This is a genomic window from Peribacillus sp. FSL K6-5616, assembly GCF_038008245.1.
Classification (GTDB): Bacteria; Bacillota; Bacilli; order Bacillales; family DSM-1321; genus Peribacillus; species Peribacillus frigoritolerans.
This window is the reverse complement of the sequence record NZ_JBBOYT010000001.1, coordinates 855,513-876,309: the sequence shown is the minus strand read 5'-3', so window position 1 is coordinate 876,309 and position 20,797 is coordinate 855,513. Positions and strand designations below refer to the sequence as shown.

The window sequence follows — 20,797 nt, the reverse complement described above, 5'->3', positions numbered from 1 at the left end:
TTACATAGTGGTCAAAAAACACATTTCCTTACATTATGCAATAAAAAAAAATATGGTTACTTTCCAATATCCACCTAAAAAACCTAGAAAAGGAATAATTATTAATCTTCTTTTAATAAGCTAAATAGTTCATCAAAAGCTAACTTGTTCCTATCAATAACAGAATCTATGTCTTTTACCAGTTCCTCGGAAAAAAAAACGGTCTCATCATCATCATCATCATCATTACCTATAATGGTACTTTTTTTATTTTCCATGTTAAGTAACATATACAATATAAACATGTTTAAAGTTTTGCTTTCCAAATAAATAAAACTTCTGTTTTTGTCGTTTTTGTTATTTTTTAGATCTTCCAGCTGCTCTTTAATATATTTATGGGTTAATTGTTTAAACAACAGGTTTTGTTCTTGAGCATCTTTATTTTCCATTGCTTTCACCTCACAAATTAATATTACCGCTAATTGAAATTTGATTGATCGCTGGTTTGCCTTCTTTAAATTCATCACAATAGGTGAATCCCATAATACTGCCTGAATAGGAGTCTAAGGCAATCCACTTCAATTGGAAGTTTTGAAAGGTAATCGTTTCTGAAGGTAGCAATAATTGTACATTAACCGGTTTCAGCCAAAATTCTTGACTACTTGCTTCAGCGTTGATTCGTTCCCAGGCACCAGGAGCACTCATTAATATTTTATTTTTATTGTTAATAATTTTACCTGAAAAGGTAAATGGAGAATTTTGAGGTAGTTTAATACAAATATATGGATTCGTGACAGGTTTATTTCCTAAGTTACGAATATGGTATGTCCCAATCAATAAATTTTCCTGTTCTTTATTGTGTGAGATATCTAATGAATATGTAAAATAGCTGATTACTTTAACATCGTGTTTGGTTTTAATATCCGTAATAATTTTTTTGAATTCATCGATATTGGATGTGACAATTTGATCCATTTGCTTAATCTTTTGTTTAAATTCAGTAATCTGGGTTTTCTTCACAATATACCACCCCTTAAGTTATAAAGAGAGGAGATTTCCTCTTCCCATTTATTTTTATGCTTACTTATTCTGAAGTAGTCGGGAAAAGGACAGGACTTTGTATATGGAGAATTTTGAGGTAGTTTAATACAAACATATAGATTCTTGACAAGTTTATTTCCTAAGTTCCGAATATGGTATGTCCCAATCAATAAAATTTTCCAGTTCTTTATTGTGTGAGATATCTAATGAATATGTATAATAGCTGATTACTTTAACATCGTGTTTGGATTTACTATCTGTAATAATTTTCAAAATCGATATGGATGTGACAATTTGACCCATTTAATTAATCTTTTGTTTAAATTCAGTAATCTGGTTTTCTTCACAATATACCACCCCTTAAGTTATAAAGAGAGGAGATTTCCTCCTCTCATTTATATTAGTGCTTACTTATTCTGCAGTAGTCGGGAAAAGGACAGGACATTGTAACGGAATGACTGGAGCAGGACAAGTAGGATTGAAAGGAAGGATATCTCTTGGTTGGCAAAATTCCGCCACTAACTCAAGAGTTACAGGAAAGGTAGATTGAATACTTTGGCATAAACGGACTGTAACGCCCAAGTCCAGAGTCAATGGACTTCCCTCAGTACTATTACATTCAAAGACACATACAAAGCAATCTACATCCGTATAATCCACCTTAACTTTAGTACCTTCCGGTGCACATAATATGACTTGTTCACACCTCGTAAAAGTTTGACTGGCTACTTGACATGTTGCGCCGTTAGTTTTGGTAACAAAAATTGTCACTTCAAAAGTTTTTTGTATGGTAACCAACTGCAGGGTAATCGGTGTACCATCAATTATAAATTCCCTATCTTGCCTACTTAAAACTACGGCTTTAAGTGGATCAACCTCACATGATACCGTATCAACTTCATCACAATCTGTATCCTCTAATTCCACACACACGGGAATATCAAAAGTTGCTTCATTTATAATCCAATCGTACACCTTCGTTGTGTTAATACAAAGGAGTTCCTGCCCCCCCGATAAACTTTTTGCTTGCATAAAGCAAACACCTCCAAATTCATATTAATGTCTTGCACGTTTGTAGCATATGATGGTAATTAAAGATGGGTGAAGAGATTAGAGCAGATTTCCGATTTTAAATTCAATTTAGATTTAGATAAATGTATGTAAGAATAAACGATGGGGGTATGTGTGATGAATCATAATAATCTTTATAGCCTAAAAGATATCGAATTATTGAAGAATAAACTCGATACTTATAAACAGATTTTGGAATCAGTAAAAGAAGGCGAGGTAGTAAATGATTATCTGTTTACAAAAAAGGAGAATCAAGAAATAAAACGACAGGTTAAGAATTTAGAAGGAGTCATCACAAAGATTAAAGAAACACAAACAAGTCAACTATCACAATATGCAGAACAGAATAAAAAAAATTCCGATCAGTTACAAGATGCAAATGTTTTTTTAAAACATTTACAGCAAGAACTGACAGACTTAAAAAATACAATAAATATACGTAATGTTACTCAACTAGATGATAAATTAAATACCTTAATAGAACTTCAACAAATTTTAATCTCTGCATCTGAACGAGACAATGTTAACATAAAAAATGAGGAAACCCTTCCTGAACACCATGTCAATAATCTTTCTTATCAAAATTCAAACTTACTGCCATCCAGTTATAAAAAACTTCAAAATTTACTCCAAACATCCAATCAAACGCATTTCCCATCAGATCAAATAAAAACTTTTACAGGATCAAACGATGTAAATGTAAACCAATTAAACCATCAAATTAAACAAAATTCCCCACAAAACATCCCTTCCACAAGTGGAATAAATAAAAATAAAAATTCTATGTTTTCTAACAGCGTCCCTGGCCAGGGTGTAGGGACATCAAAAATAAATCCAATGCGAGGAAATGCAAGGCCTGTAAAAAATCAAAATCAATTAGACGCTTTCAAGAATAATATGAACAAATTAGCCATAAACAACTCGAAAATACCAAATCTTAAAAATAATATTCAGGAAGATATCGATCAAACACAAGAGACTAAAGGTAAATTAAAGCAACAAACCCCAATTGAGAAGGAACAATCTGATCAGACGCAGGATTGACTTTAGTTAATGGTTAATAACAACTAAGGTTTAGAAGGGAAAACTGAAATGGAAGAAAATAAATTTATTATTCATGGTATTCAGTATGATATGATGATTGATCATTGCAGCTTATATCTGCCTTATGAGGCATGCGGGATTTTAGCTGGGAGAAATAACGAAGTCGACTCTATTTGGAAACTTGAAAATGAATTGAAATCGGATCGGCGTTTCTTCATCAGTAAGAATAAAATTGAGGACACTGTCCGAGAAATTTCCAAGCAGGGAAAAGACATTTTAGCAATTTATCACTCTCATCCCACAACAACACCTGTACCTTCTTATCTGGATATTGTTAATCACCCTGATCCTTCAGTGAAATTAGTAATTGTTTCTTACAAATTGAATGTTTTAAAAGTGAAATGCTACGACATAAGCAACGGATTATACAAAGAACGCCCTTTTTCAATTACACCCACGCATTAGCCCATATCATTTTATTAAAATCGCTTATACTATAATATAACGCTGAAGGAGTTGTTTGATTTGGATTTTAAAAATAGCCTACATCAGAAAGTACCCAAACCAAAAAGCAATCCAATAATAATTAATACCACCTCAACTGGAAAAAAAGTTATTCAAAAAAAATCAGGTGGTGGATGCGGTTGTTGGGGAATTAAGAAAAAACTCTCTTAATTACTAAGCAAACATCCGAGGTAATTTTCTCCATTCAAATGGTACCTTTTTAGATTTGAAAAGTAAGCTCTATTTTGAATGTACTTATTAACTTACTGGAAACAAATCAATCAGGCTTACAATTAAAAATTAATCCAGTAATTTCAACTTTCAAGGTACCCACTTTTAAACATACTAAGATTAGTAGTGCAGACCAAGACATTGGTTTGCACTACTATTTTTTATATATTTAACTAAAAAGACCATTACATTGGAGAGGGAAATCTGACTGCTTGAAAGTTAGTTAAAGGAGCCCCTGCTAAAATTTCCCCTTTCGCACCTGCGCTAAATATTACTTCTACCCGATCTCCTGCTTGTAACTGAAGGATTGTAGTAACAGATAGTCCAATAGTTCTTGACTTATCAAAGAAGCCATTTTCAATATCTAAAACATCTCCGTTTACATTAATTGAAATAGATGCTACATATTCTTCTTTTGAAGAATGCTTTTTTTTGTCTTTTGAAGATTTCCTTTTTTTGTAATAATCACATTTGCAATGATCTTTTTTACAATAATCACATTTGCAATGATCTTTTTTACAATAATCACATTTGTAATGATCTTCTTTGTGTTTTGAGGAATTGTCTTTTTTACTTTTTGATGGACAAAATGAGGCTTTTGCAGTAATCTCATAAATTCCATTCTCAGTTGGAATAAATGTAGATATATGCGGATTATATTCATTTGCTAAGTCAAATTGTTCAGTTTGGTATAAAACTTTTACAAAGGGAGTAACCGCTGCTTCGTAACGCTGTGTTGTGCTCTTATTTGCTCTAAAAGCAGATGCTCTTACTAGATTATTTTTCAAGTCACACTGACAGTCATTATGTTTCTTATGGCACAAATGGCAGTCATCGTGCTTCTTTTCATCACAAATACAGTCATTGTGTTTCTTTTGACAACATTGACTGTCATCGTGTTTCTTTTGACAACACTGACTGTCATCGTGTTTCTTTTGACAACACTGACTGTCATCGTGTTTCTTTTGACAACACTGACTGTCATCGTGTTTCTTTTGACAACACTGACTGTCATCGTGTTTCTTTTGACAACACTGACTGTCATCGTGTTTCTTTTGACAACACTGACAGTCATCGTGTTTCTTTTGACAACACTGACAGTCATCGTGTTTCTTTTGACAACACTGACAGTCATCGTGTTTCTTTTGACAACATTGACAGTCCGGTTGCTTTTGATCACATTTCTTATTTATTTCACATTGTAATACCTTTGTAGACACCACATAGACTGGATTATAATTTTTAATTTTAATCACCTTTTTCTTTATTTATTTTCGAGATATTTTATTCATAAACAGAAAAACTGTTTGTACAATATGGTACAAAAGTAAAAATAAGTCTAATCAAAAACAACAAAAATCCACTAGTTTTATACGTTTTAAGAAGTTGATTGTTTTAAACAAAAGAGTTGTGGATTTCTCAATGACCTTTTACTGTAACCTGTATATAACCATTTTAGATATAGGGCGAGTGAAATCAATATGGGTAAGATTAATTAGGATTCTTAAAAAGTTGGAAGAAAACGTTTGAACAATATGGGGGGATGGCTTCTAGAGAACGACGCGGGAAAGGTAGAACAAGAAGACCAAATCCAAAGAGTATTCACAAGAAGATCAGTTAAAAAAAGAGGCAGAATTTAAATTCCAAAAAAGCTAGAAAAACCCGTAAGGCAGCTTTGAAGAAGAAGAGAACATAACAACGAGTAATAAAATTTATGCTAATTGAACAAATTATTCGTCATAAAACTTTATCAATATGGTCGTTTTTTTGTGAAATAGCCGAAGTCCGTCGCTGTGGATATCATGCTTGGATACTCGCTGAAGAATTCGTTTTACTCATGAGAAGAAAGATTGGCAGGATTATGATCTAATTCAGGAAATATTTAAGACCAATATGAAAAAAGCAGGTGCACTCACCATCAAAATGTTTTTATAGAATAAGTACTTTGTCACGTTGAACCATAAAAAGATTCGGAGGTACATGCACAAATTCAATCGAAGGCCACAATTTCATCAAGCGAAACCCCAATAGACCAAGGCGTTCATTATACCCGTCCTGAGTTCCAGCGCCGAGTATAAGAACTAAGGCTGAAACATTCAATGTCCCGAAAGGTGGAACTGCCGGGACAATGCCCCTATGGAATCATTCTTTGGCCATTTTAAAGATGAAGTGGATTATATGAAGTGTCAATGATTTGATTAGTTACACCCATTAATTGAAGAGTATTTGGAAGATTACAATAAAAATCGTTACCAATGGATCCTAAAAAGAATGACACCCTCACAATACGCAAGTTATTTATTAACTGCTTAAATTATAGGACTTTTTTTAAGACTGTCCATTTTGAAGGGCTGTGATAGGTACACTCTATCTTAATTAAAAAAAATGTAATATTTGAAAGTTTATATTATAGAAAAATATTACTAATATGACAATAAATGTATTATCTAACACGATATAATAAGGATATTAGCAAGATGATAAATCAAGAAGGAGCTCAGATAGACTTAGTGTCACTGGGATCATCTGTTTTCCCATTTACTCTAGGAGGTACATTTTGAAAGAGTCTATATCGAAAAAAGGATGGTTAAGTTTGGGGGCCATCGGGTTATTTTTCCTGGGGAAAATGAAATGGTTGTTTGCGCTATTGAAAATAGCAAAAGTAGGTTCCCTGATTTCTATTTTCGTTTCATTAAGTGCGTATGCCTTGGTTTACGGTTGGAAATTTGCCGTAGCCCTAGTCTATCTAATTTACATCCATGAAATGGGGCATTTACTTGCTGCAAAGAGAAAAGGCATCAAAACATCCAATGCCATTTTCATCCCTTTTGTCGGAGCATTAATTGCCCTTAAAGAAGAACCCAAGAATGCTAACCAAGAAGCTTATCTTGCCTTCGGTGGTCCTTTATTAGGTACATTAGCATTTCTACCAGCCATCCCCCTATTTATGATGATGGAAAATCCATTTTGGCTTTTAGTTATTACACTTGGAGCCATGATTAACCTATTTAATCTAATGCCTGTGCATCCTCTTGATGGAGGACGTATAGTGGGAGTCATCTCCACAAAGCTTTGGGTAGTAGGGATTATCGGGATGGTTGTATATTTATTTCTCCATCCAAATCCATTCTTAATTCTTTTCTTATTATTGGGTATTTCTAAGTGGTGGAAAGAAATTCGTAGCGAGACAACCAGAAATCAAAGAGACATCATCATTGAATTGAATCAATTTGGATTAAGGCAACTAGAACAATATGCAGCTGCAACAGATGAAGAAAAAATTCGCCTGGTTAATATTTGGAATATGGAATCAAGCCAACAATATGAAAAGTTTAACAACATGAAGAGTTGGCATATCCCGTTATTTGATGATAATAAGCTAAAAGAAAAAAAGCTGACCGAGGTAAAATTTAATATTTATAGATCCTTAATGGTTGCTGCTAATTCGAATGAATACCAGAACGGACCGACTGATTTTGAAAATATAGGCACGTATGAACGAATAGCAGCAACCTTTTTTAAAGAAGTGCAAGAACAACTGAAATTAGGGATAAAGAGAAATCCTATTACTCATCGAATCTCAAAACAAAAGTCATCTGGTTCTCATTATATATTGGGCTTGCCATTTTCTTAATGATAACAAGCTTATATGCAGGTGATTCAATGGAACAATATAAAACTTCATTACCGTAATACATTATGGAAGGGGACCTCATTTATGAGTGTCCCCTTTCACTTTCCATTTATTTAGGCTTTTGAAACATTAATGTTGATTATGTATAAATAAAAGAGACTACTTCTTGGTATTATCCCCTTCAGGTAGACAGAGAAAAAAGAGAACATGATAAAATGTTCTTAACTGTCAATCTGGAGGGGATTTTTTGTATGGCAAAAAAGGGGCAAACGTTTCAAGCATATACAGAAGAATTAAAGAGAGAAGTAGTTCGTCTGAAGGTGGAGGAAGGTTGGTCATATCGCCAGATTCGTGAGCGTTTTGGTATTAAAAGTGATGCACAGATAGCGAGTTGGGTGAAGAAAGTGCAGAATAACGAGTCTTTTGAAGATCAACGTGGTGTATGGAACCGTAAGAATTTTTCTAGTGTCGAAGAGGAAAATGCCTATCTAAAAGCGCAGGTGGATTATTTAAAAAAGCGCAATCCAAATCTACATGGGAAGGAATGGTCCTGAAAACCGAAAGGTTTCAAATAATCGATGGATTGAGGAAAACGCACCCACTTTCGTGGCTATTAAAAATCGCTGAAGTTTCAAAGGCTGGATACTACAAATGGCGGAAGACACATTCTGCTCGTTCTTTGCGACTTGAGAAAAATCTATGGATAAAAGAACATATTTTAGCCATCCATAAGCTACACCCCTACTACGGATATAAACGGATGACTGGAGCTTTGTCCAGAGAAGGAATCGTTGTAAACCACAAGCGTGTTCGTCGATTGATGAGAGAGTTGGGGGTCCAATCTGTCATTCGGAAGAAACGCCCTTTCTACGGTCGAAGAGGGTCAGTTGTATTTCATAATGTCTTAAATCGTGAATTCTACGCAGAGATGAGGTTTCATAAGTTAGTAACAGATATAACCTATGTACGGATTGGAGACACGTTTGCCTACCTTTCTGCCGTTTTAGATTTGTATAATAATGAAATTGTTGCATGGGAAGTTTCTACACGAAATGATCTTGAATTGGTTCATAATACGCTAAACCAGCTAAGGGACAAGCCGTTTAGCAAAGGGGCTCTCCTACACTCAGATCAAGGATTCCAATATACGACGAAATCATATGAAAATCAGGTGAAGGAACTCGGCATTCGAGGAAGCCACTCTCGTCGTGGCAATTGTCACGACAACGCGTGTATAGAAAGCTTCTTCTCACATTTAAAAACAGAAAAGTTATATTTAAAATGTCCAAAAAATGCAGAGCAAGCTTATCTAGCTATTCAAGAGTATATAGAGTTTTACAATACGGCTCGCTTTCAAGAGAAATTTAACGGCCTTTCCCCAATTGAATATCGAGAAAAGGCCGCAGCTTAAAAAATACTCTTTTTTTATTGTCTACTTGACAGGGTTATGTGCATCTTGTACTCTCTTTTATTACACCCTATAGTACTAAAGACCCTGTTAATCGAAGAAAGATCATAAGTATTATCAAAAACTTAAACACCAAATATCTCAGTTCCTAAAATCAAATATACAAAAGTAAATATTAATAAAACCGAAATTACAATGATAACACTAAGCATCCAAATCTATGCCTATAACATTGACGGTATCTGTTAATACCATCATATATAGCAAAAAATTGTTCTCGATTAAATTGCTTCAAGTTTGGTTGGATAAAAACATCGTAATTTTAATCTGGTGTATCTAATTTACTTCCAAAGTTCAGTCCAGTGTATTTCTTTTGTCAAGTAATCGATATCTCTTAAAAATCGAGCACGAATTTTGAATTTGATTTTCTATTTGTTTATTCATCAATCTTTCTAAGACAACTTCTCTTTCTCTGGGTCTTGTCTTATTGGATATCAGTTTAATTTCTCACTCAAAAGTCAGCTCCAGAGAGATTCCCTAAGGAGGCTTCTTTTTCTTGTTTTAGTTTAAAGTCGGGTCTCCATTTTCTTAGAGTACATTAATTTATTAGCATTTTATCCAATTCACGAACTTTATCATATGACTCCAATAGTTGTTCAGGTATTAATGTTCTCCCATAATCCCAAGCATTAGTTTCTATTTCAGATTTTAGCTTTTCTTTTTCTTCTTCGTGACCATACATTAAAATCTTTAAATCATGTTTGTTTTTCTTAAAATCTAAATAATAACCAATCATACGATAAAGAATAATTTTAACAAAGTCTTCCTCTGTCTCTTTAATTCTAATTTTCCCTTTATAACCGTTAACTTGAAGGTAATTGAATTTTATAGTATTGGTCGATACGTTATAACTCATAGGTGCACTTAGATTATTGTCAAATTCATAAATAATATCCAAATTGTGCTCATTTAATGTGTTATTAATTATCTTTTCGATATCGCTTATATAAAGCATTTAACAATCACTTCCCTTTTAAAGACTTACTAAATTATAGTAGTAGATTAAATTCTTCATCCTTTATCAATATAATAAACTGTTGAGGTATTAAAATCACACATTTAAAAATTCCCGTGCATGGTATTTGGTAGTGAGTAATCCAACACATTATAGTAAAGTGAGTTTACCGAAGAATATGATTATGTACCTTTTAAAGAAAAGCCAAAAATACGGTCTTCTTTTTAACCTCCATCGTTAGCTGCATAAGCAAAAAGCTATACCTACAGTTCCTTGAAATATTAATCATTACAAATAATTGACCTGTATTAGGTTTAATGCTACACTATCCGCCCCCAATTGAGTAAATAATACATAATGAACTATATCTTTAAAAACAAAAAAAGGCCCAAATCCTTGTGATATCAAGGATTTGAGCCTTTGTTAGTTGATGACCTGTGAGGGATTCGAACCCACGACCCCTTCCCTGTCAAGGAAGTGCTCTCCCACTGAGCTAACAAGTCGTATGTAAATCAATCTCTTTAGAGTTTGGTTTAAACCTTACTTAGTTGCTGACTTCTTGTCTGAACAAGATTTATTATATAGTGGTATTCAAAATAAAACAAGTAGTTTTGCTAAAAAAGTTTTTTTCTGTAAAGTGTGGTCTTAGGGGTTAATCCCTGAAAGTTCGATCTGACCCCAAAAATTTCTCGGAATAGAATCCACCTCACCTTTTTCAAGGAGAATCCAAGGCTCCTAATCATACGTTTACTCAACTTTAATTAACAAATATGATGTCCATTTATTTAATCTAAGACTAAAGTTGAAAGATCTTTACATTGGAGAAGGGAATCTAGCAGCCTGAAAGTTTGTTAAAAATGCTTCTGCTAAAATTTCTCCGTTTGCATCTGCGCTAAATAATACTTGCACCCGATCTCCTGCTTGTAACTGAAGGATTGTAGTAACCGATAGTCCAATAGGTCTTGATTTCTCCAAGAAGTCATTAACAATATATAAATCATCCCATTTATGACTATTGAAATGGATGCGACATATCCTTCTTTTGAAGAATGCTTTTTTCTGCAATAATCACATTTACAATTATCTTTTTTGTTTTTTGAGGAATCATCGCTTTTACTTTTTGACGGGAGAAACGAGACTTTTGCTGTTATCTCATAAATTCCATTTTAATTATAATCACCTTTTTCTTTTTTTATTTTCGGGTTATTTTATTCATTAAAAGAAAAGATGTTTGTACATATGTTACAAATTTGAAAATAAATCTAACTCAAACAGCAAAAATCTACTGGATTATATATCTTATTAAGAAGGTGGTCGTTAACAATAAGGAAGGGATTTTTGTGGATATAATCGGGGAAACAGATTCTTTATTCTCAATATGAAAATGAGGTGAGGTATAATCGCACTTCAGTTTTGGTTGATGTTTTTTGTTTTTTTGTTAAAAAGTCTACATATTTTATTAAAAAAGTTATAATTTCATCTTCTTCCATTTACCCTCAAAACAAAACAGAACCAAGGTTCCCTTTTCACTTGCATACAAAACGTATGTTCGCATATAATGTTAGCAAGCAAGTCAGCAAAGGAGTGACTGGGAATGAAATATATACTTCGTAAACATATGGAAGAAAATGCTCCATTAGAAATAATTTATCTCTCCGAACAAGGTAAGATTACGCAACGGAAAATCCAGGTGCTTGAAATTTATCCAGGCCATATTCACGCATTCTGTTTTCTAAGGCAGACAAAACGGACATTTAAAGTAGCCAATATCCTTTCTGCCCGCCTTATTAAGGCCAGGTTTTACAGGTCTGGCTGAAGATTGCTCTTCAAAGTTCAACCTATTAACTCTTCTTCTTCCTGGATGTCCTTTTCCTGTTCAGTTAACGATTCCTCTTCATCTCTCAGACGATGAGCTAACCTTGAGGCGGCACTCGCGGCAATGCTTGCAACGATATCATCCAGGAAGGTATGCACGATTCCTTCTTGCTTCTTATCAAGTTCGTGTATGACGCCTATTTTATTTTTATCCAAATGGCCAAAGGTCGTTACAGCAATGCTTCCGTAACCGAGTACAGCACCAAAGGCAATCGTTTCATCCACTCCGAATAGCCCTTCATCTGATTCAACAATCGATTGCAGGGGTTCTGATAGCTTTTTTTGCTCTGCCAGTTTATCCAGCTCCACACCGACTAAAATGGCATGTTGAATTTCCCTTTTCAACAGGACACGCTCAACGCTGTGGATGCATTCCTCCAGCTTAAGATCAGCTTTGTACGGGAACTGCAATTCATAAACGATTTTTGCAATTGCCTCCACACTGACACCACGCTCCAATAATGTTCGTTTAGCCGCCTTTGTCACTTCCCTGCTGTGCACGTGTACATCTGCCATTTTATTCGCCACCTTTTTTTGTATTATTTTTCTATATCCTTGTATTATAGCACCTTATAATTTAAATTTTTAGAAAATATAACGAAAATTTTATATTCCAAATTCTTGTCGCGGGAAAAAGTTGCAAGGCTATGCTAAAATAATCAAGTAAGTTGTTTTTCATTATTAATTATCATTGAGGTGCGGGAGAATGAGTTTACGCAAAGGCACAATTAAAGAGTACATGTTTAAAAGCGAAGCTTTAGCAGAAGAATTGGAATTGCTTGTCTACTTGCCTGCTAATTATTCGCCATTGTATAAATATTCGCTTGTGATTGCTCAGGATGGCCGTGATTATTTTCAAATGGGCCGAATCGGTCGGGTAGCAGATGAACTGTTAGGGAATGATGAGATCGAGAATATCATCATTGTCGGAATTCCTTATAAAGACCGCTTTGACCGCAGGCGCAAATATCATCCGGACGGGGAACAGCACATTGCATACATACGTTTTCTTGCCCATGAACTAGTCCCGTTTTTAGATGATGAATTCCCAACCTATCAAATGGGACATGGTCGAACTTTGATCGGTGACTCTCTAGGCGGTACAGTTTCTTTATTGGCCGCTTTGCAGTATCCGCATACATTCGGGAAATGCATCATGCAGTCCCCGCTTGCCAATGAAGCAGTAATGGATGCTGTACGTAATTTTGAGGATCCGCATCTCCTCGAACTTTACCATGTGATCGGGACGGGTGAAACAGATGTACCGACGACGGATGGCAATAAGGCAAACTTCATAGAACCAAATAGGGAATTGCATAAATTAATAAACCAAAAAGGATTTCCTTGCTTCTATGAAGAATTTGAAGGTAATCATACCTGGAAATACTGGCAGGCAGATTTGAAACGAGCACTATTGGAAATGTTCTAATTACTCGAAGTCATCTGTTTGGGATGGTTTCAAGAAAAAAACATGTCCAACTATAATACAACAATAAAAATATCAGGAGGTTTTATTTATGAAATATGGTGTTGCAATTTTCCCTTCAAAAAAACTTCAAGATTTAGCTAACTCCTATCGCAAACGGTATGATACGAAATATGCTTTCATACCACCGCATCTAACGCTTAAACCAACGTTCGAAGCGACGGATATGGAAATTTCAACAATCGCGGAACAATTAAAAGTCATTGCTCAAAAGTGCAGGCCTTTTACGATGAGCGTAACCAAAACGAAGTCTTTCCAACCCGTAAGCAATACTATTTATTTCAAAGTAGAATTATCCGAAGGGCTTCAAGAGCTGCATGATGCACTTAACAATGAGGATTTCATAAAAAGTGAAAGTGAACATGCATTTGTCCCGCATATTACGATCGCTCAAGATTTATCCGATAATGAGCATTCTGATGTTTTAGGCCAATTAAGCATGCTTGACATCAGCCATGAAGAAGAGGTGAAACGAGTTCACTTGCTGTATCAACTTGAAGACGGGGCATGGACCGTTTATGAAACATTTAGATTGGGAGCTGAATGATTTCGTGTTTGTAAAAATCGCAGAGAACAGCCAAGAGCTTGAAAACGCATATATGATTCGAAGAAAAGTGTTCGTCCAAGAACAAAACGTCCCTCTTGAAGAAGAGATCGATGAATATGAAAAAGAGTCCACACATTTCGTTTTATATGATGAGCAGCATCAGCCAATCGGTGCCGGCCGCTTCAGGGTCATTGACAACATCGGTAAAGTACAGCGCATTTGTGTACTATCTTCGGGCCGTAAGAATGGTGCCGGCGCCATGATCATGAATGCTATTGAGGAATACGCAATCCAGCAGGAAGTTCCTCAATTAAAGCTTGATTCCCAAGTGCATGCCATCCCTTTTTATTCAAAATTAGGTTATGAGATCGTTTCCGACGAATTCATGGATGCTGGCATTCCTCATAAAACGATGAAGAAAACCATTTTATGATATAAAAAGCTGTCCTTTCAGTCTTCTGATTGGACAGCTTTTTTTGTTCGTTCATGGACTTAAATTATCGTTTTATGAAAAAAAACATTTCCGTTCAATGGCAATCTCATCAAAAATACATAGTCTATATATAGAAAGCAAGAAGGAGGGAAAATTTTATGGGTAACAATGATTTTAACCTGGATGAGTCTCAAAAAAGACTGATGGAGCTGCTGGTTTCGAGGACTTTGAGAAAACATGGTTTCAAAAAGGAAAAGGTCGATCTAACTGAAAAAGAGAGAAACAACCTTAAAGAAACCGTTCGTTATTTACAAGAGCAATCACTAAAAATCATAAACCAAGAAAAGAACATCACGGAACATGATGTTAATCCAGTTACCAATTCCATTCATAACAAATTCACGGATTCCAAAGATAAATGACGCACCATATCACCTAATCACCTTACTTGCTGGCGAGAAATAAGTAAACCGAGACATAGCAGCACTTACATTTCATTCCTAAAGCTCCAGCTTCTTTATTATTCATCCCCCACACACTAATACTTTCTCTAAGTATTTAAAAAATAGACGAATGAACTGATTTATTCGTCCAACCCGATTAACCATCAAAGCATATTTTAATAGGGAATAAAACCTAAGGAGGAAAAAACAACATGAACCAAAATGTATATCGTAGCAATTGTAACACACATGATGACTCTGAAAGGTCATGGTCGGCTCTAGATTCCGCTTCCAGACATCCCCTTTCAGGATTCTGTAACGACGATGACACAAAGATTGACCAAGATGCAAGACAGGATAATAATCAAGTTCAGCTTTCTGAAGAACTTATTTACATTAAAGATTCCTGTAATGTAAATATCACTTCAACGGATGTTAAAGCGGCCCTCTCACTACAAGCTGCTCTACAAGCTGCAATTGCGGTCATCGTAAGCATTTCCGTTGCAGATGCTGATAATGCTGACAAGATCACTCAACAATTAATCCAATCTTCTAATGTTAAACAAATCACGCGCCAAAAAACAATTGTTGAAAACAGCCGTGATATCGACATTACAACAACTGATGCACAAATCGCTCTTAACATCCAACTTTTATTGCAACTATTGTTAGCCCTAATCGTGGAAATAGACATTCTTTAAGAAATAAACACAAAAAGGACACTTCACGTGTCCTCTTTTGTCTTTCTGGAGGAACTAGACAATTTCGTTGATGAACCTGCCTTTTCCGATCATTCCAGCCGTTAAATCTTTCCTGACGCCCCTGCCCATTTCATGTTGATATGTGCCTGCTCCATAGGCACTTACCCGATCATTATCTTGAATGTGGTGTAATCCTTCAACGCTTTCCCTTTCCCTTCCCAACACCTGATCAAAACGGATGGGTTGAATGGGTGCCGCTCCTTTAACAATTCTTACTTTCCCTGCAGCTTCGACCGTCCGGTTGGCATTTTGAATATAATCAAATTGTGTGACAGGTGCTATATATCCCATAGTAACCCCTCCTTATATTGAAATAGTTATGTTGTCATTTAATTACCCTGCCTTTAAACATGATTTCCACATTCTTTTTTCCTAATCTTCTGGTATGATGAGTATTGCCGATATTTTTAATAGATTAGAGGTATCCATTTATATGAATCAAGCAAAATCTGGCAATGAAATCGTACATCTACATACCGTTTCAGCTGGTGAGCTGCAGACACTTTTTGAAAAGGGAAAACGTGATCAGCTTTCTTGTATCATTTGTCATAAACCAGTGAAATTATTTATTGGAATCCATGAGACACCTTATTTTTATCATAGCGACCCATCGCAGGGACCCTGTGAAATGCCAATTTCAGAATCAATAAATAAAGATAAGCCCTTAGAATATATGGAACAGAATGGTTTTAGGATTCCTACATCACGAACCATTACTGAAACGAAAACCATTACTGAACCTTTCCTTAAAAGCCGTCCCATAACCGGAAATCCGAAATATTCAGATAAAACATATGACCTGGCACAATCAGAGGAACCATACTTTCAAGAATTATCCTCTTCAGGGGTTGTTCTCGATGCAGAGCAACTCAAGGCGGTAATGTCGATCGATGGACCCATCCTTGTCCTTTCAGGAGCAGGCAGCGGGAAAACCCGCGTATTGACAGTACGTACTGCCTATATGCTCACAGTGAAAAAGATTGATCCAAAAAGTATCATGCTTGTAACATTTACGGCGAAATCCGCAAAGGAAATGCAGCAGCGTCTGCTCGGCTATCCCAATATGACTCCTTCCCTTGTTTCTCAAATCGTTAGCGGAACATTTCATAGCATCTTTTATAAAATCCTGATTTTCCATGAACCAGCCAAATGGCAGCGGGATTTCCTTTTGAAGTGGGAGTGGGAAAAAGAAAAGGTATTGAAACAGGCTGGCAGGGAATTGGAACTTGATGATAAGGAATTTGCATATGATCAGGCCCTTCAACAAATTGGACTATGGAAAAACTCATTGGCTTTTCCGGAAGATATCCAGCCTAAGGACGATTGGGAGAAATCCTGTTTACATTTATATAAGAAATATGAAGAATATAAACAGCAAACAGGGAAGTATGATTTCGATGATATGCTTGTAGGTTGTTATGTATTTTTAAAAAATAATCCGGAATTTTTAAAGAAATATCAGCAAAGGTTTAACTATTTTTTGGTCGATGAGTTTCAGGATATTAATAAAGTTCAATATGAATTGATAAAACTCCTATCTGCTGAATCAAAAAATGTATGTGCGGTTGGAGATGATGACCAATCCATCTATTCATTCCGTGGAAGCGATCCGAAGTATATTTTGAATTTCAATCATGACTTCCCTCGATCCCAAGTGGTGAAGCTGACGGAGAATTACCGCTCTTCCCATGAAATTGTCGCTACAGCGAACCGCTTGATCAAGCGAAACCAGAACCGGATGGAGAAAAAGATGAGGGCACAGCATGATTCAGGAAATCCACCTGTTTTATTTTATCCTTATGATGAAGAATTGGAAGCGACGATGATCGTATCCGATATCCAAGAGAAAATATCCAAGGGAGCAAACCCTGGGGACTTTGCAGTATTGTATAGGACACACACGATGTCAAGGGCCATTTTTGAACGGCTAGCCGCTTCCAATCTGCCATTCGTCATTGAAAAGGATGCGGATTCGTTTTATCAGCGCAAGGTCATTCGCGGCATGCTTGCCTTTATGCGCTTGAGTTTGTTCCCGCATGACAGCAAGGCAGCATCTGATGTCCTTTCCTCCCTATTCTTAAAGCAAAGTATATTACAAGAGTTAAAAGCAATGACAATATTGCAGGATTGTGATTTCATCGATGCATTTGCTTTTGTTAAGACTGGACATGCTTTTCAAGAACGAAAATTAAAAACGATTCCGGGACAGATTCGGTCTTTAAAAATTATGTCGCCAATCGTAGCGTTAGAGATCATCGAGAAAGATTTAGGATACCAGGAATATGTAAAAAAACGCGGTAATGATGCGAACCTGGAAAAAGGGTCCGATGACATCCGTGACTTAAAGGTGGCGGCAAATCGTTTTCCAACCGTTGCCGCTTTCATTGAACATGTCGATCATATGACTGCGATGGTCCAAGAGATTAAACAGCTATCGAAACACTTTAAGGATGCCATACAGCTTACCACCATACATCGTTCCAAAGGGCTTGAATATCAAACCGTATATGTCCTTGCTGCTGTCGATGGCAGCATTCCTCATGATTTCGCACTTGAATCTTACCGAAAAGGGGAACTATCCCCTCTTGAAGAGGAAAGACGATTGCTCTATGTAGCGGCAACCAGGGCTAAAAAGGATCTTTACCTTTCCATCCTGCAAACTAGACGCGGACGGACTGCCCATCCATCACGTTTCCTGAAGCTTTGACCAAAAGCCGACGCTATAAATCTTGCAAATGGACTTTTTAAAATTAAAAAACTGCAGGCAAACTCGCTTTTTTTCAAGTTTGTCTGCAGTCTGAAGGCCTGCATGATAGCAGGCCCTTTTTCATTTTTTATTAATCATATTGGATATCGTCCCGAAATCAAGTTTATTCCCTTCAGCTACGATGGAATGTACGATTTTATCTTCCGTTTCCTTATTGACCGGCTTATTCGCTATTTTTGAAACGCGCTTAATGACGTTTCTAACCGTTGTTTCATCTTTGAAGTTGGCTCCTTGCAGCGAGTTTGCCAATTCTAATACATCTTTCATATTTACGCCGGTTTTACCTTCTATGTTTTTAAAAAAGTTATTATCCATACTTAAGCCCCTCCCTTTTCTGTACCTATCCTATGGCATTATCAGAAAAAAGTGCTAGGCCCATACAAAAAAAATAAAAGGAATAGGCTTCTTCTGCCCATTCCTTTTACGCATTAGCAGAAAGAAGCCCCTACAATGATCAATAGGATAAACAATACAACGATTATCGCGAAAGTGGAACCGCCGCCACCGTATCCTCCGCCATAACCGCCGCCGTATCCATAACCGCTGCCGCCACAACAACCGTAGCCACCAAAACCAAACATACATATCACCTCGCTCTCGCTAAAGCTTACTGATAACATATGTAGGTCTGGACAAATATGTATAGGCCATGTCCTAGTCCAGGCTGCCTATTTCCGCTTGTTTCATCCTTTTGGCCTGAAAACCAAAGCTCCGATGAATCCAAAGACGATTGCTGCAGAGATACCGGAACTTGTAATTTCAAACATGCCTGTCAGTACGCCGACTAGACCATGCTTTTCCGATTCCATCATCGCCCCGTTCACCAGCGAGTTCCCGAACGAAACGATCGGTATGGTTGCTCCGGCACCGGCAAAGTTAACAAGCGGCTCATATAAATCAAATCCGCCAAGAACAGCCCCTATTACAACGAACAAGCTTAACGTATGTGCCGGTGTCAGCTTAGCAACATCGAAAAGAAGCTGGCCGACTACACAGATCAAGCCACCGATGACAAAGGCCCAAAAAAACATTGCTAACATCGAAATCTCTCCTTTTTCATGAATTCATCCCATATTCAATTGCTACGGCATGGGCAATGCACGGAATCGTATCTTTTTGCTGGACGGAAAGCGGTGACAATAACGCTCCTGTTGCGACAAGGAGGATTTTTTTATATTTACCGGAAATCATTTCATTTAATATATGACCGTATAAAACGACTGCCGAACATCCCGCACCGCTCCCGCCAGCCAAAACAGGCTGGTCCTTTTTGAAAATCATCAATCCGCAATCCTTGAGTTTTTCCTGATTGATATCACAGCCCTTTTGCTTTAATAAGTCAAGAGCTGTCTCCCTCCCTATTTGACCTAAATCACCGGTAATGATGAAATCGTAATCATCCGGGGTCAAACCAGTATCTTTGAAATGGGCAAGTATCGTATCGGCGGCCGCCGGGGCCATCGCTCCCCCCATATTGAAAGGATCTTTCAATCCCATGTCAATGACCTTTCCGATAGTGGCGGAGACAATATGGGGAAATTCCCCTTGCATGCTTCCATCAGGAGCAACCAGCGCCACCCCCGCTCCCGTTATCGTCCATTGAGCTGTAGGTGGTTTTTGCCCGCCATATTCAGTTGGATAGCGAAATTGTTTTTCAACAGCTGCATTGTGGCTCGAGGCACCTGTCAACACATAGTTAGCACCGCCATAATTAGTGATGAAGGCAGCTAGAGCAAGCCCTTCCATCGATGTGGAACAGGCTCCAAACAAGCCGAAATATGGAATTCCATTGGTTCTGGCCGCAAAGCTTGTCGGTGTAACCTGATTGATTAAATCACCCGCCAAGAAAAATTGTACCTGCTCCTTGTCAATCTTGCCTTTCTCCAATGCAATCTCTACAGCTTTCTCCATCAAATGCCGATGAGCCTTCTCATATGAATCCTGCTCCATCCACAAATCGTCGTATAAAATATCGAAATCACCAGCGATTTCTCCATTAGCTTCAAATGGCCCGCCTGTTACCCCTGTTTCCAAGATGACCGGTTTATTGGTGAACATCCATGTTTGTTTTCCCTTTAACACCGCTTAGCCTCCAATCATTAGGTAAATCGTTTTTATCAACGCCACGACAAAGGCTGAAAATACTCCAAATAAAATGACCGATCCGGCCAATTTAAACATATTGGATCCAACTCCAAGTACAAAACCTTCTGTCCGATGTTCGATTGCTGCCGAAATGACTGCGTTACCGAACCCAGTGACAGGGACGGCACTCCCTGCCCCCCCAAACTGGCCAATGCGGTCGTAAAACCCGAAACCGGTCATCAAAAGCGCCAGAAACACCATGGTAGCCGTTGTCGGACCTCCTGCTGTCTGCTCCGTAAAGTTAAAAAAATAAATATAGAAGTAGGAAATGGCTTGTCCCACTATACAGAAAATACCACCTACTAAAAAGGCCTTCAAACAATTCTTCACTATCGGTCTTTTAATTTCATGCTTCCCTTGGAGCTGCTGATACGCATCCTGTATTGGGGTCGTTTTATCCTTGCCGCTCATAT

At 36.9% G+C, this 20,797-nt stretch carries 26 protein-coding genes and 1 tRNA gene; 14 read left to right on the top strand and 13 right to left on the bottom strand.

Going from position 1 to position 20,797, the window contains the following annotated elements; genetic code table 11:
* Positions 1–101 precede the first annotated feature (101 nt).
* The 3 genes from MHB45_RS04225 to MHB45_RS04215 form a co-directional block, all read right to left on the bottom strand.
* Complete coding sequence (locus MHB45_RS04225; RefSeq protein WP_072272634.1) at positions 102–428, bottom strand: hypothetical protein; 327 nt, start codon at positions 426–428, stop codon at positions 102–104.
* Between the two features lie 10 nt (positions 429–438).
* Entirely contained in the window at positions 439–999 is a 561-nt protein-coding gene (locus tag MHB45_RS04220) for a hypothetical protein (protein WP_081088542.1), read from the bottom strand.
* A gap of 432 nt (positions 1,000–1,431) precedes the next feature.
* The gene (locus tag MHB45_RS04215) at positions 1,432–2,052 is read right to left on the bottom strand and encodes a hypothetical protein (protein WP_048686601.1); all 621 of its coding nucleotides are present in this window, start codon (positions 2,050–2,052) and stop codon (positions 1,432–1,434) included.
* A gap of 156 nt (positions 2,053–2,208) precedes the next feature.
* On the opposite strand from MHB45_RS04215, the gene MHB45_RS04210 reads away from it, so the two are divergent.
* Genes MHB45_RS04210 through MHB45_RS04200 form a run of 3 tightly spaced genes read left to right on the top strand, consistent with a single transcriptional unit; the run spans position 2,209 to position 3,810 of the window.
* Positions 2,209–3,135: a hypothetical protein gene (locus MHB45_RS04210; RefSeq protein ID WP_048686599.1), complete on the top strand. Its 927-nt coding sequence runs from the start codon at positions 2,209–2,211 to the stop codon at positions 3,133–3,135.
* 48 nt (positions 3,136–3,183) lie between these two features.
* A complete protein-coding gene (locus tag MHB45_RS04205; protein ID WP_048686597.1) occupies positions 3,184–3,600 on the top strand; it encodes a M67 family metallopeptidase in 417 nt (138 codons plus the stop codon).
* Between the two features lie 60 nt (positions 3,601–3,660).
* A complete protein-coding gene (locus tag MHB45_RS04200) occupies positions 3,661–3,810 on the top strand; it encodes a hypothetical protein (RefSeq protein WP_153246144.1) in 150 nt (49 codons plus the stop codon).
* Positions 3,811–4,055: 245 nt separating this feature from the next.
* Here MHB45_RS04200 and MHB45_RS28205 read toward each other — a convergent pair whose 3' ends face one another.
* Complete coding sequence (locus tag MHB45_RS28205; RefSeq protein ID WP_397330452.1) at positions 4,056–4,658, bottom strand: hypothetical protein; 603 nt, start codon at positions 4,656–4,658, stop codon at positions 4,056–4,058.
* Between MHB45_RS28205 and MHB45_RS04190 the strand changes: the two genes are divergently transcribed.
* The 4 genes from MHB45_RS04190 to MHB45_RS04180 all read left to right on the top strand — a co-directional run bounded on the left by MHB45_RS04190 (position 4,634) and on the right by MHB45_RS04180 (position 8,915).
* Positions 4,634–5,086 (top strand): pentapeptide repeat-containing protein, encoded by a 453-nt coding sequence (locus MHB45_RS04190; RefSeq protein WP_422395098.1) that lies wholly within the window; start codon positions 4,634–4,636, stop codon positions 5,084–5,086. The genes MHB45_RS28205 and MHB45_RS04190 overlap by 25 nt on opposite strands.
* A gap of 1,010 nt (positions 5,087–6,096) precedes the next feature.
* Complete coding sequence (locus MHB45_RS28200; protein ID WP_373689786.1) at positions 6,097–6,183, top strand: IS3 family transposase; 87 nt, start codon at positions 6,097–6,099, stop codon at positions 6,181–6,183.
* Between the two features lie 256 nt (positions 6,184–6,439).
* Positions 6,440–7,504 carry a site-2 protease family protein gene (locus tag MHB45_RS04185; RefSeq protein ID WP_318260858.1) on the top strand — a complete coding sequence of 355 codons (1,065 nt, stop codon included), beginning with the start codon at positions 6,440–6,442 and terminating at the stop codon, positions 7,502–7,504.
* A 251-nt stretch (positions 7,505–7,755) separates the two neighbouring features.
* Positions 7,756–8,915, top strand: a protein-coding gene (locus tag MHB45_RS04180; RefSeq protein ID WP_142953046.1) for an IS3 family transposase whose coding sequence is annotated in 2 segments (ribosomal slippage) — positions 7,756–8,014 and positions 8,014–8,915 — 1,161 coding nt in all. Because the reading frame shifts where the segments join, the coding sequence is not laid out codon by codon here.
* Between the two features lie 595 nt (positions 8,916–9,510).
* Here the strand turns inward: MHB45_RS04180 and MHB45_RS04175 are convergent.
* Positions 9,511–9,927: a hypothetical protein gene (locus MHB45_RS04175; RefSeq protein ID WP_048686592.1), complete on the bottom strand. Its 417-nt coding sequence runs from the start codon at positions 9,925–9,927 to the stop codon at positions 9,511–9,513.
* Positions 9,928–10,358: 431 nt separating this feature from the next.
* Positions 10,359–10,430: transfer RNA gene (locus tag MHB45_RS04170), tRNA-Val, on the bottom strand.
* 1,091 nt (positions 10,431–11,521) lie between these two features.
* Between MHB45_RS04170 and MHB45_RS04165 the strand changes: the two genes are divergently transcribed.
* Positions 11,522–11,743 carry a hypothetical protein gene (locus MHB45_RS04165; RefSeq protein WP_034314444.1) on the top strand — a complete coding sequence of 74 codons (222 nt, stop codon included), beginning with the start codon at positions 11,522–11,524 and terminating at the stop codon, positions 11,741–11,743.
* Between the two features lie 17 nt (positions 11,744–11,760).
* On the opposite strand, the gene MHB45_RS04160 is transcribed toward MHB45_RS04165, so the two are convergent.
* The gene (locus tag MHB45_RS04160; protein ID WP_034314446.1) at positions 11,761–12,318 is read right to left on the bottom strand and encodes a phosphatidylglycerophosphatase A family protein; all 558 of its coding nucleotides are present in this window, start codon (positions 12,316–12,318) and stop codon (positions 11,761–11,763) included.
* A gap of 190 nt (positions 12,319–12,508) precedes the next feature.
* Here MHB45_RS04160 and MHB45_RS04155 point away from each other — a divergent pair, with 190 nt between their 5' ends.
* From MHB45_RS04155 to MHB45_RS04135, 5 genes are all read left to right on the top strand, one after another.
* On the top strand, positions 12,509–13,231 hold the full coding sequence (locus MHB45_RS04155; RefSeq protein WP_054397157.1) for an alpha/beta hydrolase: 723 nt from the start codon (positions 12,509–12,511) through the stop codon (positions 13,229–13,231).
* A gap of 88 nt (positions 13,232–13,319) precedes the next feature.
* Entirely contained in the window at positions 13,320–13,835 is a 516-nt protein-coding gene (locus MHB45_RS04150; RefSeq protein WP_048686587.1) for a YjcG family protein, read from the top strand.
* Positions 13,807–14,268 (top strand): GNAT family N-acetyltransferase, encoded by a 462-nt coding sequence (locus MHB45_RS04145; protein ID WP_207200503.1) that lies wholly within the window; start codon positions 13,807–13,809, stop codon positions 14,266–14,268. The genes MHB45_RS04150 and MHB45_RS04145 overlap by 29 nt, the downstream gene beginning before the upstream one ends.
* Positions 14,269–14,426: 158 nt before the next feature.
* Positions 14,427–14,690 carry a hypothetical protein gene (locus MHB45_RS04140; protein ID WP_048686585.1) on the top strand — a complete coding sequence of 88 codons (264 nt, stop codon included), beginning with the start codon at positions 14,427–14,429 and terminating at the stop codon, positions 14,688–14,690.
* Between the two features lie 233 nt (positions 14,691–14,923).
* Positions 14,924–15,412, top strand: a complete 489-nt coding sequence (locus MHB45_RS04135) for a spore coat protein (protein WP_063577043.1) — start codon at positions 14,924–14,926, stop codon at positions 15,410–15,412.
* 54 nt (positions 15,413–15,466) lie between these two features.
* On the opposite strand, the gene MHB45_RS04130 is transcribed toward MHB45_RS04135, so the two are convergent.
* Positions 15,467–15,763: a hypothetical protein gene (locus MHB45_RS04130; protein WP_072272579.1), complete on the bottom strand. Its 297-nt coding sequence runs from the start codon at positions 15,761–15,763 to the stop codon at positions 15,467–15,469.
* Positions 15,764–15,905: 142 nt separating this feature from the next.
* Between MHB45_RS04130 and MHB45_RS04125 the strand changes: the two genes are divergently transcribed.
* On the top strand, positions 15,906–18,179 hold the full coding sequence (locus MHB45_RS04125) for an ATP-dependent helicase (RefSeq protein ID WP_048686579.1): 2,274 nt from the start codon (positions 15,906–15,908) through the stop codon (positions 18,177–18,179).
* A gap of 120 nt (positions 18,180–18,299) precedes the next feature.
* Here MHB45_RS04125 and MHB45_RS04120 read toward each other — a convergent pair whose 3' ends face one another.
* The 5 genes from MHB45_RS04120 to spoVAC form a co-directional block, all read right to left on the bottom strand.
* Positions 18,300–18,554 carry a stage VI sporulation protein F gene (locus tag MHB45_RS04120; RefSeq protein WP_034314458.1) on the bottom strand — a complete coding sequence of 85 codons (255 nt, stop codon included), beginning with the start codon at positions 18,552–18,554 and terminating at the stop codon, positions 18,300–18,302.
* A 113-nt stretch (positions 18,555–18,667) separates the two neighbouring features.
* Positions 18,668–18,820 carry a YjcZ family sporulation protein gene (locus MHB45_RS04115; protein WP_072272578.1) on the bottom strand — a complete coding sequence of 51 codons (153 nt, stop codon included), beginning with the start codon at positions 18,818–18,820 and terminating at the stop codon, positions 18,668–18,670.
* A gap of 102 nt (positions 18,821–18,922) precedes the next feature.
* Complete coding sequence (gene spoVAE / locus MHB45_RS04110) at positions 18,923–19,279, bottom strand: stage V sporulation protein AE (protein WP_048686576.1); 357 nt, start codon at positions 19,277–19,279, stop codon at positions 18,923–18,925.
* Between the two features lie 16 nt (positions 19,280–19,295).
* Positions 19,296–20,321 (bottom strand): stage V sporulation protein AD, encoded by a 1,026-nt coding sequence (gene spoVAD / locus MHB45_RS04105; protein WP_048686571.1) that lies wholly within the window; start codon positions 20,319–20,321, stop codon positions 19,296–19,298.
* Between the two features lie 3 nt (positions 20,322–20,324).
* Positions 20,325–20,795 carry a stage V sporulation protein AC gene (gene spoVAC, locus MHB45_RS04100; protein ID WP_048686569.1) on the bottom strand — a complete coding sequence of 157 codons (471 nt, stop codon included), beginning with the start codon at positions 20,793–20,795 and terminating at the stop codon, positions 20,325–20,327.
* Between the last annotated feature and the right edge of the window lie 2 nt (positions 20,796–20,797).